The 20192-nt window shown below is 45.9% G+C and carries 21 protein-coding genes; 16 read left to right on the forward strand and 5 right to left on the reverse strand.

The genetic code is table 11. The annotated features are described in order from the left end of the window. Positions 1–66: 66 nt before the first annotated feature. Positions 67–276, forward strand: a complete 210-nt coding sequence (locus tag QUA44_RS20255; protein ID WP_333250855.1) for a hypothetical protein — start codon at positions 67–69, stop codon at positions 274–276. A 535-nt stretch (positions 277–811) separates the two neighbouring features. Here the strand turns inward: QUA44_RS20255 and QUA44_RS20260 are convergent. Then, entirely contained in the window at positions 812–1612 is an 801-nt protein-coding gene (locus tag QUA44_RS20260; RefSeq protein ID WP_333309883.1) for a hypothetical protein, read from the reverse strand. A gap of 442 nt (positions 1613–2054) precedes the next feature. Between QUA44_RS20260 and QUA44_RS20265 the strand changes: the two genes are divergently transcribed. Beyond that, the gene (locus tag QUA44_RS20265; protein WP_333250851.1) at positions 2055–2285 is read left to right on the forward strand and encodes a hypothetical protein; all 231 of its coding nucleotides are present in this window, start codon (positions 2055–2057) and stop codon (positions 2283–2285) included. A 92-nt stretch (positions 2286–2377) separates the two neighbouring features. Here QUA44_RS20265 and QUA44_RS20270 read toward each other — a convergent pair whose 3' ends face one another. After that, on the reverse strand, positions 2378–3310 hold the full coding sequence (locus QUA44_RS20270) for a LysR family transcriptional regulator (RefSeq protein WP_333250849.1): 933 nt from the start codon (positions 3308–3310) through the stop codon (positions 2378–2380). Between the two features lie 260 nt (positions 3311–3570). On the opposite strand from QUA44_RS20270, the gene QUA44_RS20275 reads away from it, so the two are divergent. The 4 genes from QUA44_RS20275 (at position 3571) to QUA44_RS20290 (ending at position 6264) form a co-directional block, all read left to right on the forward strand. Then, complete coding sequence (locus tag QUA44_RS20275) at positions 3571–3864, forward strand: hypothetical protein (RefSeq protein ID WP_333250847.1); 294 nt, start codon at positions 3571–3573, stop codon at positions 3862–3864. 105 nt (positions 3865–3969) lie between these two features. After that, entirely contained in the window at positions 3970–4233 is a 264-nt protein-coding gene (locus QUA44_RS20280) for a hypothetical protein (RefSeq protein WP_333035521.1), read from the forward strand. Positions 4234–4314: 81 nt separating this feature from the next. Beyond that, positions 4315–5403: a tetratricopeptide repeat protein gene (locus QUA44_RS20285; protein ID WP_333250845.1), complete on the forward strand. Its 1089-nt coding sequence runs from the start codon at positions 4315–4317 to the stop codon at positions 5401–5403. Between the two features lie 351 nt (positions 5404–5754). Next, positions 5755–6264 (forward strand): N-acetyltransferase, encoded by a 510-nt coding sequence (locus tag QUA44_RS20290; protein ID WP_333250843.1) that lies wholly within the window; start codon positions 5755–5757, stop codon positions 6262–6264. A 226-nt stretch (positions 6265–6490) separates the two neighbouring features. On the opposite strand, the gene QUA44_RS20295 is transcribed toward QUA44_RS20290, so the two are convergent. Then, complete coding sequence (locus tag QUA44_RS20295) at positions 6491–8065, reverse strand: adenylate/guanylate cyclase domain-containing protein (RefSeq protein ID WP_333250841.1); 1575 nt, start codon at positions 8063–8065, stop codon at positions 6491–6493. An 88-nt stretch (positions 8066–8153) separates the two neighbouring features. Here QUA44_RS20295 and QUA44_RS20300 point away from each other — a divergent pair, with 88 nt between their 5' ends. From QUA44_RS20300 to QUA44_RS20340, 9 genes are all read left to right on the forward strand, one after another. Further along, on the forward strand, positions 8154–8414 hold the full coding sequence (locus tag QUA44_RS20300; protein WP_333250840.1) for a hypothetical protein: 261 nt from the start codon (positions 8154–8156) through the stop codon (positions 8412–8414). 300 nt (positions 8415–8714) lie between these two features. Continuing rightward, a complete protein-coding gene (locus QUA44_RS20305; protein WP_333250838.1) occupies positions 8715–9545 on the forward strand; it encodes a prepilin peptidase in 831 nt (276 codons plus the stop codon). A gap of 61 nt (positions 9546–9606) precedes the next feature. Further along, a complete protein-coding gene (locus QUA44_RS20310) occupies positions 9607–9822 on the forward strand; it encodes a hypothetical protein (RefSeq protein WP_333250837.1) in 216 nt (71 codons plus the stop codon). Positions 9823–9996: 174 nt separating this feature from the next. Further along, on the forward strand, positions 9997–10947 hold the full coding sequence (gene accD / locus QUA44_RS20315) for an acetyl-CoA carboxylase, carboxyltransferase subunit beta (protein WP_333126800.1): 951 nt from the start codon (positions 9997–9999) through the stop codon (positions 10945–10947). 384 nt (positions 10948–11331) lie between these two features. Further along, positions 11332–11523 (forward strand): translation initiation factor IF-2, encoded by a 192-nt coding sequence (locus tag QUA44_RS20320; RefSeq protein ID WP_333058460.1) that lies wholly within the window; start codon positions 11332–11334, stop codon positions 11521–11523. A 145-nt stretch (positions 11524–11668) separates the two neighbouring features. Continuing rightward, positions 11669–12157 carry a photosystem II cytochrome c-550 gene (gene psbV, locus QUA44_RS20325; RefSeq protein WP_333250835.1) on the forward strand — a complete coding sequence of 163 codons (489 nt, stop codon included), beginning with the start codon at positions 11669–11671 and terminating at the stop codon, positions 12155–12157. 295 nt (positions 12158–12452) lie between these two features. Beyond that, entirely contained in the window at positions 12453–12953 is a 501-nt protein-coding gene (gene psbV2, locus QUA44_RS20330) for a photosystem II cytochrome PsbV2 (protein WP_333250833.1), read from the forward strand. A gap of 601 nt (positions 12954–13554) precedes the next feature. Next, a complete protein-coding gene (petJ, locus tag QUA44_RS20335) occupies positions 13555–13893 on the forward strand; it encodes a cytochrome c6 PetJ (RefSeq protein WP_333250831.1) in 339 nt (112 codons plus the stop codon). A gap of 379 nt (positions 13894–14272) precedes the next feature. Further along, entirely contained in the window at positions 14273–15292 is a 1020-nt protein-coding gene (locus tag QUA44_RS20340; protein WP_333250829.1) for a CHAD domain-containing protein, read from the forward strand. Between the two features lie 129 nt (positions 15293–15421). Here the strand turns inward: QUA44_RS20340 and QUA44_RS20345 are convergent, their stop codons facing one another. Beyond that, the gene (locus tag QUA44_RS20345; RefSeq protein ID WP_333250828.1) at positions 15422–15919 is read right to left on the reverse strand and encodes a 2TM domain-containing protein; all 498 of its coding nucleotides are present in this window, start codon (positions 15917–15919) and stop codon (positions 15422–15424) included. 189 nt (positions 15920–16108) lie between these two features. Further along, positions 16109–17683 (reverse strand): outer membrane protein assembly factor BamB family protein, encoded by a 1575-nt coding sequence (locus QUA44_RS20350; protein WP_333250826.1) that lies wholly within the window; start codon positions 17681–17683, stop codon positions 16109–16111. Positions 17684–17940: 257 nt separating this feature from the next. Between QUA44_RS20350 and QUA44_RS20355 the strand changes: the two genes are divergently transcribed. Then, positions 17941–20028, forward strand: a complete 2088-nt coding sequence (locus QUA44_RS20355; RefSeq protein WP_333250824.1) for a thioredoxin domain-containing protein — start codon at positions 17941–17943, stop codon at positions 20026–20028. Positions 20029–20192 lie beyond the last annotated feature (164 nt).

A 20192-nucleotide genomic window follows, 5' to 3' on the forward strand; every position in this document is an offset into this window, starting at 1 on the left:
TGGCACATCTCTTGATGAAGTTATTCGTGCTTATTGTGCAGAAAGAGTGTCTCATACTTATTTGAAATGACTATATCAGGTCAAATTGACGGCGAAGTCGTAAAAGATGGAAAGGATCAGCGGTTTGAGTTTACATGGGACGGTAATGACGAGAACGATCCTGCATCTGGTAGCGGTTGGCTCAAATTAAAGGATAAAAACTCGGTAGATGGTCGAGTCAAATTCCATCAAGGCGATAGTTCTAGCCTTGTGGCTGAGCGCATTAACAATAAATAAGCGATCGCACTTAATGCTTTAAAAGTGACTTTTTGAGCGATTTACTTACTTGTTCTCAGGAAGAGCCTGGTAACGCAGATCCGAAGGCTCTGCCTCCAATTTTCCTCTCGCGAGGCAGAGGCTCTAGACATGGGTTCTCAGGCTCTTCCTGGGAACCAGTTAAAATTTCTTTGTTATAAATCTCCTTAGGAATGAAAATTTAATAACTTAAGCGATTGCTCGTTACCAGGCGGAGCCTGGTAATGCAGATCCGGAGGCTCTGCCTCCTCTGATATCGCAACTTACAGAAGAGAAGACTGTAGGAGGTGCTTAAGTTATTAAGTTTTCGATCCTTAGATCCTCTGGCAAGGTGTTGCTGATCAAGTCTGAATCCCACTCAAAACCGAGCTGAACCATACTTTATTCGAGTTTGGACAAATGTTATAGGTAGACCTTTCTCCATCAAAGATGAGGATTTAGCCACTACCTATAGAGTGATTTTAGGTTTTGTCCAAACTCCAAATGCTTCAGCGCTGTAGTGAACAGGAGAAACTTATCACCATCCAAACCTCTGGTAGACATCCTCAAGCCTTTTGATGATACGTGGATGATTGAAAATACTATTGAGCATGGCATTACCCGAAAGATAGAACGATGTGCAGGTTGTTCGGAAAAACCTTCCCGAAAACAACTGTTGATATTTCCCAATAATGCGACTTCTACATTTGATAAAATCTTGACTTATTTTTCCTGGTGACAAGTGATGAATATGGAAATCCACAACATATGCAGAATATCCACGCATGGCAGCCATAAAACATAAATCAAACCCATATAAATGAAATCCATCCATGTCCCTAGATGCCCCCAAATTAGCATCTTTGCGTACTAGGATAAAGTTCTCATCCAATGATTGAACCTTCACGGGAAATCCCTCAGTGTTATGATCGCCATGGGGGTCTGTAAGCCTTAGCGAGAGAGATCCGAGGGATTTTCCCCCTGCATTTCCTAACAGTGCCCACTTCGGATCAAGTTTATTCAATTCAGCAATACAATTTTCCAATTGGGCAAGGTTGTGATTGACCAATACAATATCCTGATGGCAAATGATGATATACCTACCTTTTGCCATCCTCAGAAACTCGTTAATCCCAGAATAGGCATCGGCTGCATTTGTGATGCTATTATCGATATACAAATACTCAGTAATATCGGGAGCAAAACCAGCTTTGGCAAAGGACTCTAACATTTCCTGATATAGATCTTTATCAGTTAATAAGGTGCAAATTGAATACCTTGGCAAAACCGTTTCGTTTACCAAGGTTCTAAGATCCGTTGCCTTAATAGGATGATGCATTTTTACAAGACACCTTGTAGTTTAAAACAGCAAAATTCAGATATGCACCGCAAGAAACAATTTGCAAAAGAGTAGATGCTCCCTCACCTTGTTGAGAGAGAAGATCCCAGACTAGCTCCCCTTAAGCAGGAGATTTCATGGAAATCTAGCTTATATTATATCATAAAAAATCGGATTAGATTGGACTTTGGACAAAGGAAATTACCCAGCTACCTAAATAGCTGAGTCCAAAAGCAAGTCATCAAGCTCAAGTCAGCAATTTTTACTCGTTCCCTGGCTCTGCCCATTGGTGACAACTTCAGGCTTGCCTGCAGCTCGATGGTGTAAGGTAATCTGGTCTGTAAGGTGTGAAAGAAGAGCAACATGGGAAAACGACGTACAATCAATCCCGATCATATTCTCGATCGGAATTTACCAGCTCGCCTCAACTGAAGTGGTATTAATGGATGTGGCTGATGCGGTTGCTGATGAATTAGAACTCTCTACTGAGCAGATTTCTTTAGAAATGTTTTTTCGCGGATTCTATCACTTTAACCAGGCCTATTCTTGTGGCAAAACGTCCGAGCATATCGCCTATTTTCCTGCCAGGGAGAACCAGGATTTGAGGATTGTCAAATATGAGCATAAATCCAGGATCAGACAGCAGTTATATCTGTCTGCCTATCCCACTTGACATTGGTGACAAATTAGGAAGTTGTCACCAATGGGTTCTGCCTGGGAACCAGTTAAAGAACAAATAACAATAACCAATAACCAATTAACCAGTTAAGAAGGATTAATTGGAAAATCGCCATCACTATCAACCTCTGCGGAACTTTTAACTAAATCCAAGAACGCAAACACGGCCGGAATCAACAACCCATCCCTCAAAACAGCCACCCCAATTACCCTTTCAAAATCCGCAGGCAAACTGCAAACTTTCACCGAAGTAGGTATCGGTTCCGCAGCCAAACGGGGAAGAATTGCTGTACCCAAACCTTGCATCACCATACTGACAATCGTTGAGTCTTCGCTGAGTTCGTAAGCGATATTTAAGGGAAACCCCGAAGTTGTCAAATATTTTCGCAGCGGTACAGAACAAGAATTTTCGGCCGGCTGCAAAATCAACGGATAAGCCGCTAATTCTTTCCAGGTAATCTTAGCACTTGACAATTTGGCAGTTGGCGGCAACAACACAACATATTTATCCCGCAAAATTTCTCTAGTTTCAAATTCATCGGAGATGGGAAGAGAGACAAAGCCGATGTCTGCTTTGCCCGATCGCAAAGCCTCTTCCACAGCTCGGGTATAATAAACTTCGGTAATGCTAACCGTAATTTTGGGAAAGCAACTGCGAAATTTAGCAATAATACCCGGTAGGATATGAGTTGCGACACTCCGAAAAGTAACTATCCGTACCTGGCCTCCCTGCAAACCTTTTTCTAAATCCGCTTCTTTGACCATCATTTCTAAGGTGCAGGCTATTTGACGCCCGTGACTCACCACCCTTTCCCCCACTGGCGTCAGTTGAGCACCGTGTCGCCCCCGGTGGAACAATTGCACTCCCAATTCTGTTTCTAAAGAGGCGATGGCGTGGCTGACGGCGGATTGGGACAGTTCCAATTGCAAAGCCGCCTCGCTAAAGTTTTCACAGTCTGCTACAGCTATCAAAGCTTGAATCTGAGAGAGTTTCATCCGCCGCGTATTGATTTCGTTCATAGCGTTTGTGCCAGTAGTACCCAAATTGTCACAAGGGCTTCGATATATCGATTTTATTCATACAACCTATGCAAGCAATGCTTTGATTTTCAATTGCCACAGAGTTAAGGTTAGTTTATCAGGTAACAGATAGACTTTTACAGGACTTGCACGACAACAATATTGTGCTGTAATTGCGATAAAAGTATTGCAGTTAAAGCTATTTTTTGTATTTTTATTGGTGCATTTTTTGTGGGAGTTATTACTTTAAGGTGTTGGCTATGTCTACTTATAAAAGTCAGATAAATCCCCGAATGATGAGGTTTTTTTCGATTGCCGATCGAGCTAAACTCTCCGAAAAACAGAAAGGGCTATCTCTCTTTTCAGCTATAAATAAAATTGGGCAGTTTTTGCTCTACCTCATTTCTGGTGAGGACGAACTGAGAATTTGGCAGACGTGCGATCGCTATGGTAACACTTGGTGGCACGGTTGCGATCGAGCTACAGGTCGTTCTACCTGTGTGGCAACTGAGGATGAAATGCGCGCTTGGCTCGATCGGCGTTATTGCCAATAGTAGTGTGTGGGTTGCGTGGAAATGAAGTGAAATACAGTCTTCGATTAGTAATTACCCATTAGCAATTACCCCTTAGCAATTACCCATTAGCAAGTAGGAGATGCTATGCTTCAAATATCTTCCGAATGTGCAGCGCCAGATCGCATTATTCTGATGGAAAACGAGGTATACAGATTGCCTCAAACTCATCGAGAAATTCAAGTTTTGTCAGGAATTGCTTGGATCACGCTTGACCAACAGGACATCATCTTGCAAAGCTCTGAAAAAGCATCGCTTCCACCCAGCAAAAACTTTGCTGTCATATCCGCTCTCAACAATATGCCGCTGATTATGGCAGTCTGGCAAGACAAAAACCCAGTCAGAACCTAGGGATTGAGAAAAAATTTGGCAGGAACACCCCAAAAAGCTCTATCTTAATAGTTATCACTTAGCTATTGGAGGACTCGATCGGTGCACAGCCGCTCTTACCACTTCAGCTATCTCGCAGCTATAAGTATTGTCTTATCGCCCGCACTCAGCTTGCTGGCAATTTCAGACGCTGGGGCTTATGCCCCAATTATCAATGCGAGGCGCACCCAAGCGAGCGATTCCCTACGGGATAGCTTCGCTTCACTCGCCCAGGCAAATGACCCCAAAACGCAAGCATACGAACTCTTTGAAACAGGAGTAAAACAGCACCGGGAGGGTTTGTTTCGAGAAGCAATCGAGACTTTTGAGCAAGTTTTGGCAATCCGCAAGCAACTTGGCGACCAAGCGGGAATCGGAGAAACCCTCAATAATATGGGGGAAGTTTATGGCGAAATGGGTTTGAGGCCCAAAGCTTTGGAAGTTCTGCAGCAAGCTTTAGTCATTCACCGAGAAATCAGCGGAGGGCGTCGTATCGCGCGCACTCTCAATCTCATCGGTTTCGTTAACCGGATTGGGGACAATTTTTCCGAAGCGATGAAACTGCACCAAGAAGCTTTGGAACTTGCCAAAACTACGGACGACCAAATTGAAATTGGAGAATCCCTCCACAACATCGCGGCCGTGTACGCAGAACAGGTCAATTACGCCAAGGCGATCGAATTTTACCAGCAAGCGCGGACGATTCGCACGGCATCGGGCGATCGGCGCGATTTAGGCCGTACCCTCAATAACATGGGCGGCGTCTACTACAACATCGGCGACTTTAATAGAGCGATGGAATTTTACCACCAAGCTTTAGCAATTCGCCGGGAAATCGGAGACCGGGCTGGCGTCGGCCGTCTCCTCAACAACATGGCACTTACCTCTCGCAAACTCGGCAAAGATACTCAAGCGCTGATCTATTTTCAGCAAGCAATACCGATGTTAGAAGCAATCGGCGACCAGACAAGTATTGGACGCTTGCTCAACAATATGGGCGCAATTCATGAAAGTCTCGGTCAATATCCTCAAGCTTTAGAATCCTATGAGGGAGCTTTAAAAATTGCTCGTGAGGGCGGTGACAAAGCCGGAGAAACTACAGCGATGGAGGGCATTAAGCGATTGTCTTCCGGTCAGCTTGTACCGCAATAATGACAGTTAAGCGGTTCGGCGTATCGGGGGAAGATTAGACTTGCATTGCATAAGTCTTTGATCGATCGAGAAATCGCAGATGTAAGGCAGATAAACACAGATAAGCGCAGATTATTGAAGCAAGTGAAAGCGGTTGAATGCAATCTTGTCTATTGGAAGCGATCGACTTTGGCGACGATTTGGCATTCATCTGCAAGTCGTTGTATAATTGCTTGCCAAAAATATATAACTCAAAAAGACGAAAAAGGCTTCAGGGGCGCTATAATTTGATTAATATCGCGATCGCAAGATAGAAACAGTTTCTGTAGTAATTCGTCTGCCAGAGCGACAGCACAACCATTAATCTAAGCTATGGATATCCGTACCGAAAAGCCAGAAGATTTAGAAGCTGTTCGCAACGTTAATATTGCGGCATTCGGGCGAGAAAATGAGGCAAATTTAGTCGATCAATTACGGGGAATTGGAGCTACATTTTCCTTGGTTGCGGTACAATCCGATCGCATTGTCGGACACATTTTCTTCAGTTTGGTTACCGTTGAAGGAAAATGTTCTAGGAATTTGTCGATTCTGGGGTTGGCACCAGTCGCAGTTCTTCCCGACTATCAGCGCCAAGGTATAGGAACACTGCTGATCCAGCAGGGTTTAAAAGAGTGCAGGCGATCGGGATTTCAGGCAGTGGTTGTGCTTGGTCATCCAGATTTCTATTCGCGTTTTGGGTTCATTCCTGCTAGTAGAAAGAATTTGGGATGCGAATATGATGTGCCCGATGAGGCTTTTATGGTGTTCGAGTTAGAAAGTGGAGCTTTGCAGGATTGCAGCGGAATGGTGAAGTATCGATCGGAATTTAGGATCTGCGAGTGATATTAATTCCGCCCTTCATCGGAATTATTCCTCTCTCTCTGAGCTCCCTCTGCGTTCTCTGCGTTCTCTGCGGTTAAATCATTCCGATGCAACCGGAACTGATATGACGAAGAAGTATCGTAAAAAATTATAAAAATAACATTTAGTAGTCACAGTGGAAAGCGGTTGTCCTGTACTTGCCTTTGTGAACCATAAAACCTGTACAACTATTACCCAGCAAAGTTATTTAAATGCCCCCTTTTCCCTTCTCCCCTTTTGCACCTTGCAAAGCAAAAATCGGAGTTTGAGCAGATTTCCCCTTCAGAGCAACAGCTCCCAAAGCCTCGCAAATGAAGTTTAGCCCGATCGACTCAAACACCATTTCAGCAATCAAAATTTGGTTTTCCCCCGCCTTGCTCATCAACCGAGCCGCCGTATTCACCGTATCGCCGAGGATATTAAACTCCCTGCGCCCTCGCGGTTCCCCAACCTCAGCAGCAAACACTGGCCCCAGGGACAGTCCAATTTGACAGCTTACTTCCACCTCTTGACCGCCGATAATTACCGCAGGCAAAGCTGCAATCAGATCTCGGATCGCAATCGCCGCACTAGCTGCGCGGCTGGCGTCATCAGTGTGAGCGTCGGGCACGCCAAAATAAATCAGCATATCCGAACCGTCTAAGTGCGCCGTTACTTTTTGCAACACGCCCCCTTTAGCTGACACTACAGCATCGATCGACGCAAACACCCGAGAAAAACCCACTACCAGATGGACTTCTTCCTCCGGCGAAGCTTTGTCCACAGACTCCGGTAAACCAATCAAGTTGACAAACATCACCGTCGGTTCGGGAAAATCCGGCGGGATTTTGCGCCTGTCTGCATTTTCCACCAGCAGTCTCAGGATAGTTTTGGGAATATAACTAGCAAGGGGTTCAAGCCGATTCACAGCTTCCCCGATTTCTTTTACCAAGCCCGCAACGCTACGATCGAGCAATACCGAACTCGGCATCCGCCGCCCAGTCAAAGTGATATCATACTCTCCGAGTAGATCGTCCGTGAAATCGTCCGCCACCAAAAAATAACCCTGTTTCCCGGCTTCAAAACGAAATTGCTCTCCCACAGACTCTCTAGCAGTTTCAGTCACACACACCCGCCCCACAGTTCCAGAACCCTCAGCTTGCTTGGCTTGCTGGACTGAATGCCCCAGTAGTACGTGAGCCATCCGCAGGGGGGTACCGATGTCAGCACTAATGTAGCGGCCGCAGTGGATGCCCACCCGCATCCTCAAAGACAAAACTCCCCGCGCCGTTTCAATATTGGCAAATTCAGCCATCGCCCGCTGCATCCGCAAACCCGCCCGCACCGCCCTCGCTGTATCCTCTTGGTAAACCCCTGAGAGAAACTGCACCAGCATGGCATCTCCGGTAAACTCCAGCAAATCCCCGCCCGATTTGCTGACAATTTCAATCATCGAGGCAAAATAGTCGTTAATCACGCCCAGCAGGCTTTCAGCTCCCTTGCGCCCCTGGGTCGCATTCGCTTCCAACAGCGAGGTAAACCCTGCCAAATCCGTGAACAGCAAGGTGCCTGTTTGCCATTGGTAGCGCACTTCGCCGGGGTTGGGCGGAGATTCGGACACGGGCCTGGGCACGTAGTCGTGGAGGATGTAGCGCAGAGTTCGCAGGTGATCGAAAACCCCCATTAGCGTTGCGGGGGACGGATCTACCCACGCAGCAGCGTAAAGTTGAGCCGAAAGGAGCGATCGCAGCCGCAGTTCGATCGCAGCCAAGGGAGGATTGTAGGTTAATCTATTAATTTCCACCTAAGTTTATTCTTAAAAAATAAGGTTTGTTCGATCGATCGAGAGGCCACACCAGTAACTCGACCTATACCATTATGATAAGTTTCCAGTGACTCCATATCAGCCAAACCCAGAACCCACTATAGAAACTTCCGAAAGTCACAGCTTGCTAGCTCCCGATTTGATCAGAGCTGCTCGCTCTGCCTATGGTATGTATCTGAAAGTGCATTCCGATCAGATGCAGCGTCCGGCGGGTGTAGTTGTCAGTCAAGGAAGCGATCGAGGCCAGATAATTTTTGCTTCGCAGCCGATTTTATTGCCCGGTGAACGTTTTGTTACTTTTGACGAAATTGAATCTCAAATGTATTAGGCAGTTGACAGTTGACAGTTGACAGTTGGGAATTGGGAATTGGGAATTGGGAATTGGGAATTGGTGATTGATAATTGGTGATTGATAATTGATAATTTGTGATTAATAATTGGTAACAATTCAAAAGCGAAACTACATCGCATGATTCCCAAAAAAGGTTCGTAGTGAGGACTTTAGTCCGCATCTTTCATGACTAGGACTTGGATTCCGAACGATAACACCTCATTGGTAATAGACTGCACACAATCTAACAACTCACAGCTAACAAATCAGAGAATTCAACAGTCAACAGATAACTTAATGGAAATTATATTTAATTCCCTTGTCAGCGCGATCATCTTTATTCTCGGATCTGCTATTGGCAGCTTTCTAAATGTGGTAGTCTATCGCTTGCCTGCGGGTTTGTCGGTGATCCATCCTCCTTCTCGCTGTCCCAAGTGTTTAAATCAACTCAGAAATTACGAAAATATACCCGTTTTCGGTTGGCTGTGGCTGCGCGGACGCTGCAATCACTGCCACAGTCGCATTTCTGCCCGCTATCCGTTGGTGGAAGCAGCTACGGGTTTGCTGTTTTTGCTCATCTTCTGGCGGTTTGGCGTAACAGTGCAAACTCTTGGTTTTTGGGCTTTGTTTAGCTGGCTGTTGGCTTTGTCTTTGATTGATTGCGATACAATGACTTTGCCTAATTCTTTAACTCGATCGGGTTTGGTGGTCGGATTGGTTTTCCAGATGGGCAAAGGTTGGTGGCCGACATTTAGTTCGATCGACTCGGTAAACTATCTGGTACTCGACGGCATCCTGGGAGCAGTTGTCGGGTTGTGGCTGTTTGATGCAATCGGACTTGCCGGGACGATCGGACTGGGGCAGAATGCTATGGGCGCCGGAGATACCAAATTGGCCGCCTTGATGGGAGCTTGGCTGGGCTGGAAATACTTGCTGCTAGCGGGATTCATCGCCTGTTTAGCCGGAGCTTTTGCCGGTGGCGGGGCGATCGCCCTCGGCTTGCTCGATCGGCGTCAACCCATGCCTTTCGGCCCCTTTCTGGCTCTCGGTGCAGCAATTACTGCTCTGTGGGGCGAAGCGATCTTATCTACTTACTTGCAGTTGTTTTTCCCGAATTTTAGTTTCTGATCTGCAGGTAGTCAGGCGCGATCAAACATAATATTGTCTCAAAAATTGGTAAAATTGTTCCGTGTCTTGGATTACACTTAAAACCACTAGCTTTCGTTGGGAAGCGGAATTAATGCAGCAGCTCCTAGCAGCTCATGAAATCCCAGCCCGGATTGTAGACTTGGGCATAGCATCTTATTTGGGTGCTGGAAGTGCTACAGCCCTGCAAGTTCTTCCAGAACACCAGCGAACAGCATTGATCCTCATCAGTCCCATTGAAGAGGACAAGAGTCAGTAGTCAAGTCTGTTGTTTATTGTCAGTTGTTATTGGTTATTAGTGATTAGTTATTAGTTATTGGTAGCAGCTAACAACTCACAAATAACAACAGTCAACAGTCAACAGTCAACAGTCAACAGCCCACAGTCAACAGTCAACAGTCAACAGTCAACAGTTAACAATTACCAAGTTTTAATGTCTTTATTTGATTGGTTTGCAAATCGACGAAAATCAGTACCGAACTCCCAAGAACGGCCGGAACGAGAAATTGCGGACGGACTTTGGAATAAATGCGAAGCTTGCGATGCCCTGAGTTATACCAAAGACCTGCGAGCAAATCAAATGGTTTGCTTGGAATGCGGGCATCATATCAGAGTTTACAGTGACGATCGCATCGAGCAGTTGATCGATCCCAATACCTGGGTACCCATTAACGAAGGACTGCACGCCACCGATCCTCTGAAATTTCGCGATCGAAAAAAATATAGCGATCGACTTCGAGAATTTCAAGAAAAAACAGGCCACCTAGACGCCGTAGAAACAGGCATCGGCAAACTAGAAAATTTGCCAGTCGCCCTCGGAGTCATGGAATTTCAGTTCATCGGCGGCAGCATGGGCTCAGTAGTCGGAGAAAAGCTGACTCGCCTCATCGAACAGGCCACGCGGGAACGCTTGTCCGTGATCATTGTCTGCGCTTCCGGTGGTGCAAGAATGCAAGAAGGAATGCTCAGCTTGATGCAAATGGCTAAAATTTCCGGGGCTCTGGAACGCCACCGGGAAGCGAGACTGCTTTACATCCCAATTTTGACCCACCCGACGACCGGCGGCGTCACCGCCAGTTTTGCCATGCTGGGAGACATTATAATTGCAGAGCCAAAAGCTACTGTGGCCTTTACGGGCGGCCGGGTAATCGAGCAAACTCTGCGGGAAAAGCTGCCGGAAAATTATCAAACTTCCGAATACTCCTTCGCCCACGGTTTTGTAGACTTGATTGTACCCCGGACTCAATTAAAGAAAACTCTTGGTCAGCTCATCAGCCTCCACCAGCCCCAGCCTTTCTTGGCCGGCTCGGAATTCCCCGCCCTCGAAGCCAGCGATAACCACGCTTTGCCCCCGCAGACTCACGCTTTCAAACTTTCTCCCTAAGCTGTTGCGCCAGAGGATTGCCTGTTGGTGAGTGCGGGGCACAGAGAGAAATTTCTGAGGAATTGCCAAAAACCCGGCTTCTACCAACAATATTGAGTTTGGTAACGAGACGTTCACGCAGACACCGGGTTTTGAACCCCGCCCGCCCAAGTCCTATTGGTAATAACGACGCAGCAGTGGGATGATATTGATCGGAAGTTGATTGGCCCTGGAGTTTGGCTGGGCAAAAATGCCTAGTAGCAGTTAGCGGTTAGTTGGCTTGCGATAGATCAAACAATATCTCAGAACAAACTAACAGAACAAGCTAACAGCGCTTTCTAAAATTGTCCGGCTTTCAGTTAATAGCCGTCAACTCAATTTTGACCTGTCAGCGACCTAAAAATTATGGGTTTTGCAGACCTGTCCATCGCAGAAATAGCAGAGGACTTCAACGTCCCTGTTGAAGAAGTGATCCGCTTGTGCGATGAGTTAGAAATTGCCTACAAGCACCCTCAAACCCGTTTGGCTTTGGAGGATGTTAAGGCAATTATGTCCACTCTCGAAAAAAGGCGCGACTCAAAACTTCTTGCAGATTAGATCGCAAAATTCCTCTACCTTTAAAGGTAGGGCTGCACAAACTTTCGCCAGTTGTTGCAGAATCAGGGAATTTTGAACACACATCTGTTTGCCAGGTACGATCTCTTAGCGTTCAATAATTTGCCGGATTTTTTTAAGGAGAACCATGCTTAAAAGATATTTCATTGCTCTGACCGCTGTATTCTTGAGCTTTCAGTTATTTGTCAGCAGTGCGATGGCTGTCGAACTGAGTCCTGAACTTCGCACTGTGACTTTGAATGACAAGGGTGCTCCGGTGGTGCTGAGCCTCAAACAAGTTCAGCAAGGCAAACGCCTGTTCAATTCGGCTTGCGCTCAATGTCACGCTGCAGGCATGACAAAAACTGACCCGAACGTGAATTTGAGCCCGGAAACTCTGGCTTTGGCCAACCCGCCCCGGAATAATATTGAGTCGCTGGTGGACTTTATGAAAAATCCCACCACTTATGACGGGTTTGAGGAAATTTCGGAACTGCATCCGAGCATGAAGAGTGCGGATATTTTCGCTGAGATGAGAAATCTCTCGGATGACGATTTGTACGCGATTGCCGGTCACATTCTGTTGCAGCCAAAAATTGTCTCCAGGCAGTGGGCTGGTGGCAAAGGCGCTCGTTAATCGATTTTAGATTTTAGATTTTAGATTTTGGATTTTGGATGGGGAGAGGGCTGAAGTTCGGCAAGAATTGCTGGCTGGTCGTTTTTCGCTCTAAAATCTGAAATCTAAAATTTACCAGAAAAAATTGGTTTAAAGCCGGAACCCTGATCGGGAGAAATTAAAAGAAGACGATTCATTACTTCAATCCTCTTCCTTCTAGGTAGAGGTCGCACTCAACTGTCAACTGTCAACTGTCAACTGTCAACTGTCAACTGAACTCCGGCTCATTGATTATCGCAAAAGGTTGTAGTCCCTCATGCTGCGTCGTGGTGCTTTTGTCTGCTTTCTGTTGGGGATGTTAATTATTTTGCCGCTCGTGCTGTTGGCTCCTCAACCTGTTTTGGCTGCTGCCGATTCTTACGTGAATAGGTATTTACAAGCCAGCGAACCTGTGGCTCTGGAGTTGGACTCTGAGGGACATACTCGCTTGTTTTCGGCTCAGGATTTGTCTGCGGGCAAGGTATTGTTCCAGCAAAATTGCCTGAATTGTCACGTCGGAGGAGCTAATTTGCCCGATCCGACGATATCTCTGTCTTTGGCTGACCTCAAAGGGGCAACGCCTCCCCGCAACAACATCAATAGTCTGGTGGCGTATCTGAGAGAACCGATGACTTATGACGGTACTGAGGAGACTTTTTGGTGCCGCCAAGTGCCGGAAAGCTGGATGCCACAGGCTGAGATTGAAAATTTAGCGGCTTTTGTGATCCGGGCTGCTCAGAAAGCTCCGGGCTGGGGCGTGGAGAATTTTGAGAGTTGAACTGCTACTGCCAAAAAGTGGTAAATTACTCGGAAGAAGGCGATACGACTGCGCGATCGCGCCTGTTTTAACTAATTTGGCGTAAGTCCCACGCTGTAATTGTACTCAATTGGGCGTCGGGATATAAGCCAAGCAAGGTCTATGAAAAAGAGCGACAATTTACTGTTTCTCTAGCAAAAAAACGTGTAAGATATAAGTGGTTGCGACCCACCCACTCGACTGCAAACAACAGGCTACAGTAGCAGTAATATGCTTGGCCTTGGACAACTGCGAGAGAAAGGGGGAAAGAACAGACCGCTGGTTGGTAAGGCACGTCCCACCATAAAATACAATCCAAGTTTGTTGTACGAAAATAGTTTTTGCCTTGGGAAACAGGGCTTCTGCGTGGGTTCCCTACGAAGGGATAAAGGGTGTAAAAGCCCAGAAATGCTGTGTAAGACTCGGATCGTCTTCAGTGACGAATCTCTGTAATGAGATACCCAACAGAGCAACGGCAAACGAGACACGAAGCCTACACTGTAGAAAAGGTCAGTGCTAGGTATTTCACCAGGTAAAATATCTAAAGAATCACCATTTGCGTGTCCATTAGAGGAGAACTGCGTTGAAAAGACTCTTATCGATCGCCCTGTTAGCGTTCGCAATTTTTACCGTCGGCTTTGGCCGCCCTGCTTTGGCAGGAGATGCTGCTAACGGAGCTAAAATCTTTAGCGCCAACTGTGCTGCTTGTCACATCGGTGGCGGCAACGTGGTTATGGGCATGAAAACCTTGAAAAAGGAAGCTCTTGAAAAGTACGGCATGAATTCCATCGAAGCTATTACCACTCAGATAACTAAGGGCAAAAGTGCTATGCCTGCTTTCGCCGGTCGCTTGAAGCCCGAACAAATCGAGGATGTAGCAACCTACGTGCTTGAACAATCTGCGAAAGACTGGAAAGGCTAAACTGCCTCTTTGAAGTGGGACAAGCTGGGCGGGTTTGATTTAATTTAAAACTTGTCTTCCCGATCGCACCCTCTCTCACCCTTTGGCGAATAAATATCGGTTTGCAGCGCTCTTAACCTATTGGGGAAAGCGCGCCAGAAATGCGATTTTTATTAGCTCAAGGGTGAGGGAGGGTAATTTTATTTTAGATTTTAGATTTTAGATTTTAGATTTTAGATTGCTAAATGCTGATTTTGTAGAAATTGTCAAGCACTTTATATTAAGATTTATTGTGGCGGCGCTTCCTAAATTAAAAGTATGTGCTAGGATATAACCCCTTATTAGCAAAGCCTTGAAATCAAAATTAAAATCAATCAGGAAAGTGGAGTCTACATCTGCCATGAACGTAAAAACATCAGCAAAAGTTAAAACTCAAGTTAACACTCTCGGAGACGCTGCATCTGGGGCGATTGAAAAATATTTCCGCAAAAGTGTAGAGCACGAGGCTGAAGTTCTCAAAGACAAAGATGCCGAAGAACTTCATCAAATGCGCGTGGGATTGAGACGTTTGCGATCGGCTGTGACTGGTTTTGCTCCGGTTTTAGATTGGCCAAAAGAGGCTTCTGAAAGCAAAATTGGTAAGGTGGGGCGGATTCTGGGAACGCTCAGGGATTTGGATGTGATGCTCGAAAGTCTCCAAAACCGATATTACCCGAATGTGCCGGCCCACGAACAGGAAGTTTTGGATAAGGCTTTGTTGAATTTGCTCAAACAGCGACAGCGGGCTTTGAAAGGAGTGAGGGCGATTTTAGAGCACAAAAGCTACGAATCGCTGAAGCAGTCGATCGAGAATTGGCTGGAAAAACCGAAGTATCAGGCGATCGAACATTTGCCAATTGCTGAGGTTTTGCCGGATTTACTGTTACCTCAAGTCAGTGAGTTTTTCCTGCATCCGGCTTGGCTGTTGGGTACGGAATATGAGGATGGCAAAGTTAAAGTTGCTAAGGATTTGAATGCTGAGGCTGTCGAACAAAAGTTAGCAGCGGAGGGAACAATTCTGCACGATTTGCGGAAGCAAGCGAAGCGGGTTCGCTATTTGATGAATCTGTTTGGCGATTTTTACGGCGAGAGTTACGAAGTTTATGTCGAAGATGTGAAAGCTATTCAGGAATGTTTGGGCGATATTCAAGACAGTGAAGTTTTAGGGGAGTTTCTGACAGATTTTGTCGATCGCGATTTGAAAAAAGAGTTGCCGAAGTTGGCTGGTTTGTTGGCCGAAAATCGCTACGGGGCTTGGCAAAAATGGCAGATTTTGCAGCGCAGGTATTTGATTTCGGAAATTCGTCAAGGTTTGCGATCGGTATTAATTCATCCTGTGGTTGCAGATGCTGCTAAGGTGGAAGCGTCGCAGCAATTATAACACGCAGATCCCCGATTTATAAAGAGAAGTCGGGGATTTAAAGTGGGCTCGCGCCTTGGGAACGAAAAGGGCGATCGCTGTTGAGTATGACGTAAAATAAAGGGCGATCGCTTTTTTATTAATAGAAAATCACGACTGCAACCACTTCATAAACTTATTCGTCGCAGTACCAATAGACTCTCCGACTTGTTTCTTCAACCGCCACCGCCCAAACGCTTTTTCGTACTCTTCCCCTTCAGTTTGATACACATTCCAAGCATTCAGCGACAATCCCAAGCCCCACGTTAGTAAAATAAAAAGCGACCAAGAAAGCTCGTGCGCTGCTGCTAGATTAAATAAAACTAAAAAAGTATTGATTATGCCATACTTTGTCACATTTTTCTGCAATTTGCGACGACGGTAAGTGTTAAAAACCAGCTTTTCTTGAAATTCTCCTCTAGTTGCTAACCATTGTTGTTCCGCCGCCACAATATCCTGTTCGGAAATGCCCAATTCCGCTGCAATCTCGAAAAGCTGCACTCTGGATAATTCCCCTTCATCTTGTCGGCGTGCGATCGCAAGCTGTAAAATACCTTGAGCATCCTCTGAACCGTAAACTTGACTTATTTGAGTTTCATGAGTTGCCATAACGAGTTTCCGATAATTTCCGAAATTATTTCTATCATACATATAACCGCAGTTAAACCGCAGGTAGGAATAGGTGGCGGATTTCAACACCCTTTTAAGAACAGGCAAGATGCCTGTTCCACAACAGAGTTTACTTATTGTGGAACAGGCATCTTGCCTGTTCCCGATAGAGGTACAAAATACCAATAACTAACCCAAAGTATACATCCAGCCATCCCTGGCGCAAATCCTCACAATTCCGTCCCAAACTACAGGCGTCGCCTCAAATGACAAACCCGGCTTAAATCTCCCCGATTCTATTACTTTCAAACGGTAAAACTCCCCTTTAGCATTTTTCAAAGCATTCTTATCCCCCGACTTCGCTCGTTCCCAATTCAAATTGAACAAATAAACACCGTTGTATCCCGCACTGATCAGTTTATTGCCATCGGTAAAAATCGGAGTCGAAATTGAAGAACCAATCGCTTTTTTAAATACTATTACCGGAGTATCGTAAGACTGGTTTCGCCAAGGCACAGAAGTTTTTTCACCTGTAATCATATCTTGGGAACCGATGTATAAATTGCCGTCGATCGCATTTGTGGCAAACACCGCCGGAAACTCCCCTGGATTGTACTCATCATTCAACGCCACAGAGCCGATTATCCCGCCTTCCCAGCTAGAAAGGCGGCGATTCCCCGTCGGCAAAAACCATTCGACGCTGGCATTCGGTTCTTTGTTGGGATTCAGCTTCAGCACGCCGCCGTTGCCCTGAATGTATTGTTTTTCAATGGCACAAAACAGTTTTCCTGATTTGGAAATTACAGCACTTCCATCCAAATCTGAACCAGTATAGAAATCCCAAACTATCTTTTTAGTTTCAATGCTAATACCGTAAATATGACCGGAACCAGCAGCTATAAATATTCTATCTTTGAGCCTCGATGGCGATGACTCCGCTACCAAGTTGCCGCCGTGTTTGCTGATATCTGCTGCTGCATAAAGCTGTACTTCCGACAAGATATTTGGCTGCTTGATGCCTTGTTTGATTTTTACATTGCTTGTGGAACTATCGAGAAAATAGCCGATCGCATTTTCCCCCGCATTGAACAAAACTCCACCGCCGATGTCCAAAGCGCTGCTGTCATTATCCCGGCTGTAGCTGGGCGTTTTCCTGATGTCCAATTTCCAAAGTTCCTTGCCAGTTCTAAAAGATATTGCCCTAAAACTCGGCACGACACTTTTGCCACCCCCGCCACTGCGGCTGCCTTGCAAAATCACAATTCTATTTTCAGTGCTCGCTTTTTCATCGATATAAATCGTTGATGATCCTTTGATTATATCATCAAATTTATAGCGCCAAACTTCTTTATTGGTAGCAATATCTATTTTTCGCAAATTGTGGTCATAAGCCCCTATAATTAAATAAGTTTTTCCCCCGTCTCTGGTAATTGTCGGCTGTCCTGTCCAACCGGCACCGCTCCAAACTACAGACCGCCTTCCCAGAAAAGTCCGGCCGCTGCCGAGTGGAAATTTGTCGATTAAATTCAAGCTTTTCGGAACACCTCTGCCGTAGAAACGACGCTTGTCGTTACCTAAAAATGTCGGGACTAATAATTCTATTTCTGGGTCTGCTTTAGCCAGGAAATTGTCAAGATTAGTTTCTAATAAAGCTTGCTCCGAGGATGCAGTTTGGCTCAGTTTGATAACAGCAGGAGGAACAGCAGCGCTCAGCAAAAATTGTCCTAGCTGTTGATTGAAGGTTCTCCGAGATGATAAGCTCATTTTAGATCGAGATAATCAGCCTTAATATTAAAACATAATTATCAGCAACAACTCAACTAAAACATCTCGCGCTAAACTGCTAGAGGACTGACCGAAGCACAGGGGATTTAAACCCCCACCTTTAGGTGGATTGTTTTTAGGCAGGGGATTTAAGCCCCAGCCTAAAAACTTCGCACTCATCTGTCAACTGTCAACTGTCAACTGTCAACTGTCAACTGTTAAAAGCTTACCCAGCACGAGTAAAAGTATATTTGATTATGGTCAACCGTCTTGCTCAATCCCAAAGCCTTTACCTGCGGAAACACGCCGAAAATCCGATCGACTGGTGGCCCTGGTGCGACGAAGCCCTAGAAACGGCCAGAAGCGAAAATAAACCGATTTTCCTGTCAATTGGCTACTCTAGCTGCCACTGGTGTACGGTGATGGAAGGAGAAGCATTTTCCGATCGCGCGATCGCCCAATACATGAATTCGCACTTCCTACCGATAAAAGTCGATCGTGAAGAACGCCCGGATATCGACAGCATTTATATGCAAACCTTGCAAATGATGACCGGTCAAGGCGGTTGGCCGCTCAACGTTTTTCTCACTCCCGACGAGCGAGTTCCCTTCTACGGAGGCACTTATTTCCCCGTAGAACCCCGCTACGGACGACCGGGATTTTTAGAAGTTTTGCAAGCAATTCGCCGCTTTTACGACACAGAAAAAGGCAAAGTAGAAGCCTTCAAAGCAGAGATTTTAGGCAACCTCCAACAGTCGGCAGCGCTGTCAGGAGTCACCGCCGAATTAAATCGCGAACTCTTCCAAAAAGGGTTAGAAATCAACACCGGAATTATTGCGGGCAGCAACCCCGGTCCCAGTTTTCCGATGATACCTTATGCTGAGCTAGCACTGCGGGGAACGCGATTTAATTTTGAATCAAAATACGACAGCAAACAAGTCTGCACTCAGCGCGGATTAGACTTAGCATTGGGCGGCATTTACGACCACGTAGGAGGCGGATTTCACCGCTATACGGTTGATGCGACTTGGACTGTGCCACACTTTGAAAAAATGCTCTACGACAACGGTCAAATTGTTGAGTATTTAGCAAATTTGTGGAGCGCGGGAATACAGGAACCGGCTTTTGAAACTGCGATCGCGGGGACAGTAGAATGGTTGAAGCGAGAAATGATTGCGCCAACAGGCTATTTTTATGCTGCACAGGATGCTGACAGCTTTAACACTTCTGAAGAACTTGAACCGGAAGAAGGAGCATTTTATGTCTGGACTTATTCCGAACTGGAACAACTATTAACTGCTGAGGAATTGGCGGAAATTAAAGCACAGTTTACTGTTAATCGCAGCGGCAATTTTGAAGGCAAGAATGTATTGCAGCGCCGCCATCCAGGACAACTGAGCGACACGGTAGAATCGGCTTTGGCTAAACTCTTTAAAGTTCGCTACGGTGGCAATCCCGATACTGTAAAAACCTTTCCGCCAGCCCGGAACAATCAAGAAGCTAAAAACGAAAGTTGGCCGGGTAGAATTCCCGCAGTTACTGACACGAAAATGATTGCTGCTTGGAATAGCTTAATGATTTCTGGTTTGGCCCGCGCTGCAGCGGTTTTTGGAAATTTGGAATATCTGGAATTAGCTGTGACAACTGCTAATTTTATTTTAGATAATCAGTGGACGGATGGGCGGTTTCAGCGGTTGAATTATGACGGACAATCTGCTGTAACCGCGCAGTCGGAAGATTATGCTTTGTTTGTGAAAGCTTTGTTGGATTTGCACCAAGCGAGTTTGACTTTAGGCAACGGGGAAGAGGCAAAACAGTTGCCGAATTCTCAGTTTTGGTTGGAGAAAGCTGTGCAGGTGCAAGAAGAGTTTGATGAGTTTTTGTGGAGCGTGGAATTGGGAGGATATTACAATACTGCTAAGGATGCTAGCGGAGATTTGTTGGTGCGGGAACGCAGCTATATAGACAATGCAACTCCGGCGGCGAATGGAATTGCGATCGCCTCTTTGGTTCGTCTCGCACTGCTGGGGCAGAATTTGGAATATCTCGATCGCGCGGAGCAAGGTTTGCAAGCTTTCAGCAGTATTGTACAAGATGCTCCGCAAGCTTGTCCTAGTCTACTTTCGGCGATCGACTGGTATCAGCACTCTACCCTGATTCGCACGACTCCCGATCTAATTTCTGGCTTGATTTCGCAGTATTATCCGACTGCTGTCTGTCAGATTGAGGCGGATTTGCCTGAAGGTGTTATCGGGTTAGTTTGCGAGTGTTTGACTTGCAAGGAACCTGCGAAAAGTCAAGAGCGGCTGTTGGAAGAAATTTTGCAAAGTCAAACGCGAGTTTAGCACCAATACTGTCTATATTATTGAACCGCGAAGACACCAAGGACGCGAAGGAAGAAGGAGGAAGCAGAAGGAAGAAGTAGATTATCTTCTAGCGGGAAGGAATTACATCTTCAATCCGCTCCTCAATCTTCCAAAATCTCCACTAAGTCTTCCATTGTCACGTC

The organism is Microcoleus sp. N9_A2 (assembly GCF_036701775.1).
GTDB lineage: Bacteria > Cyanobacteriota > Cyanobacteriia > Cyanobacteriales > Microcoleaceae > Microcoleus.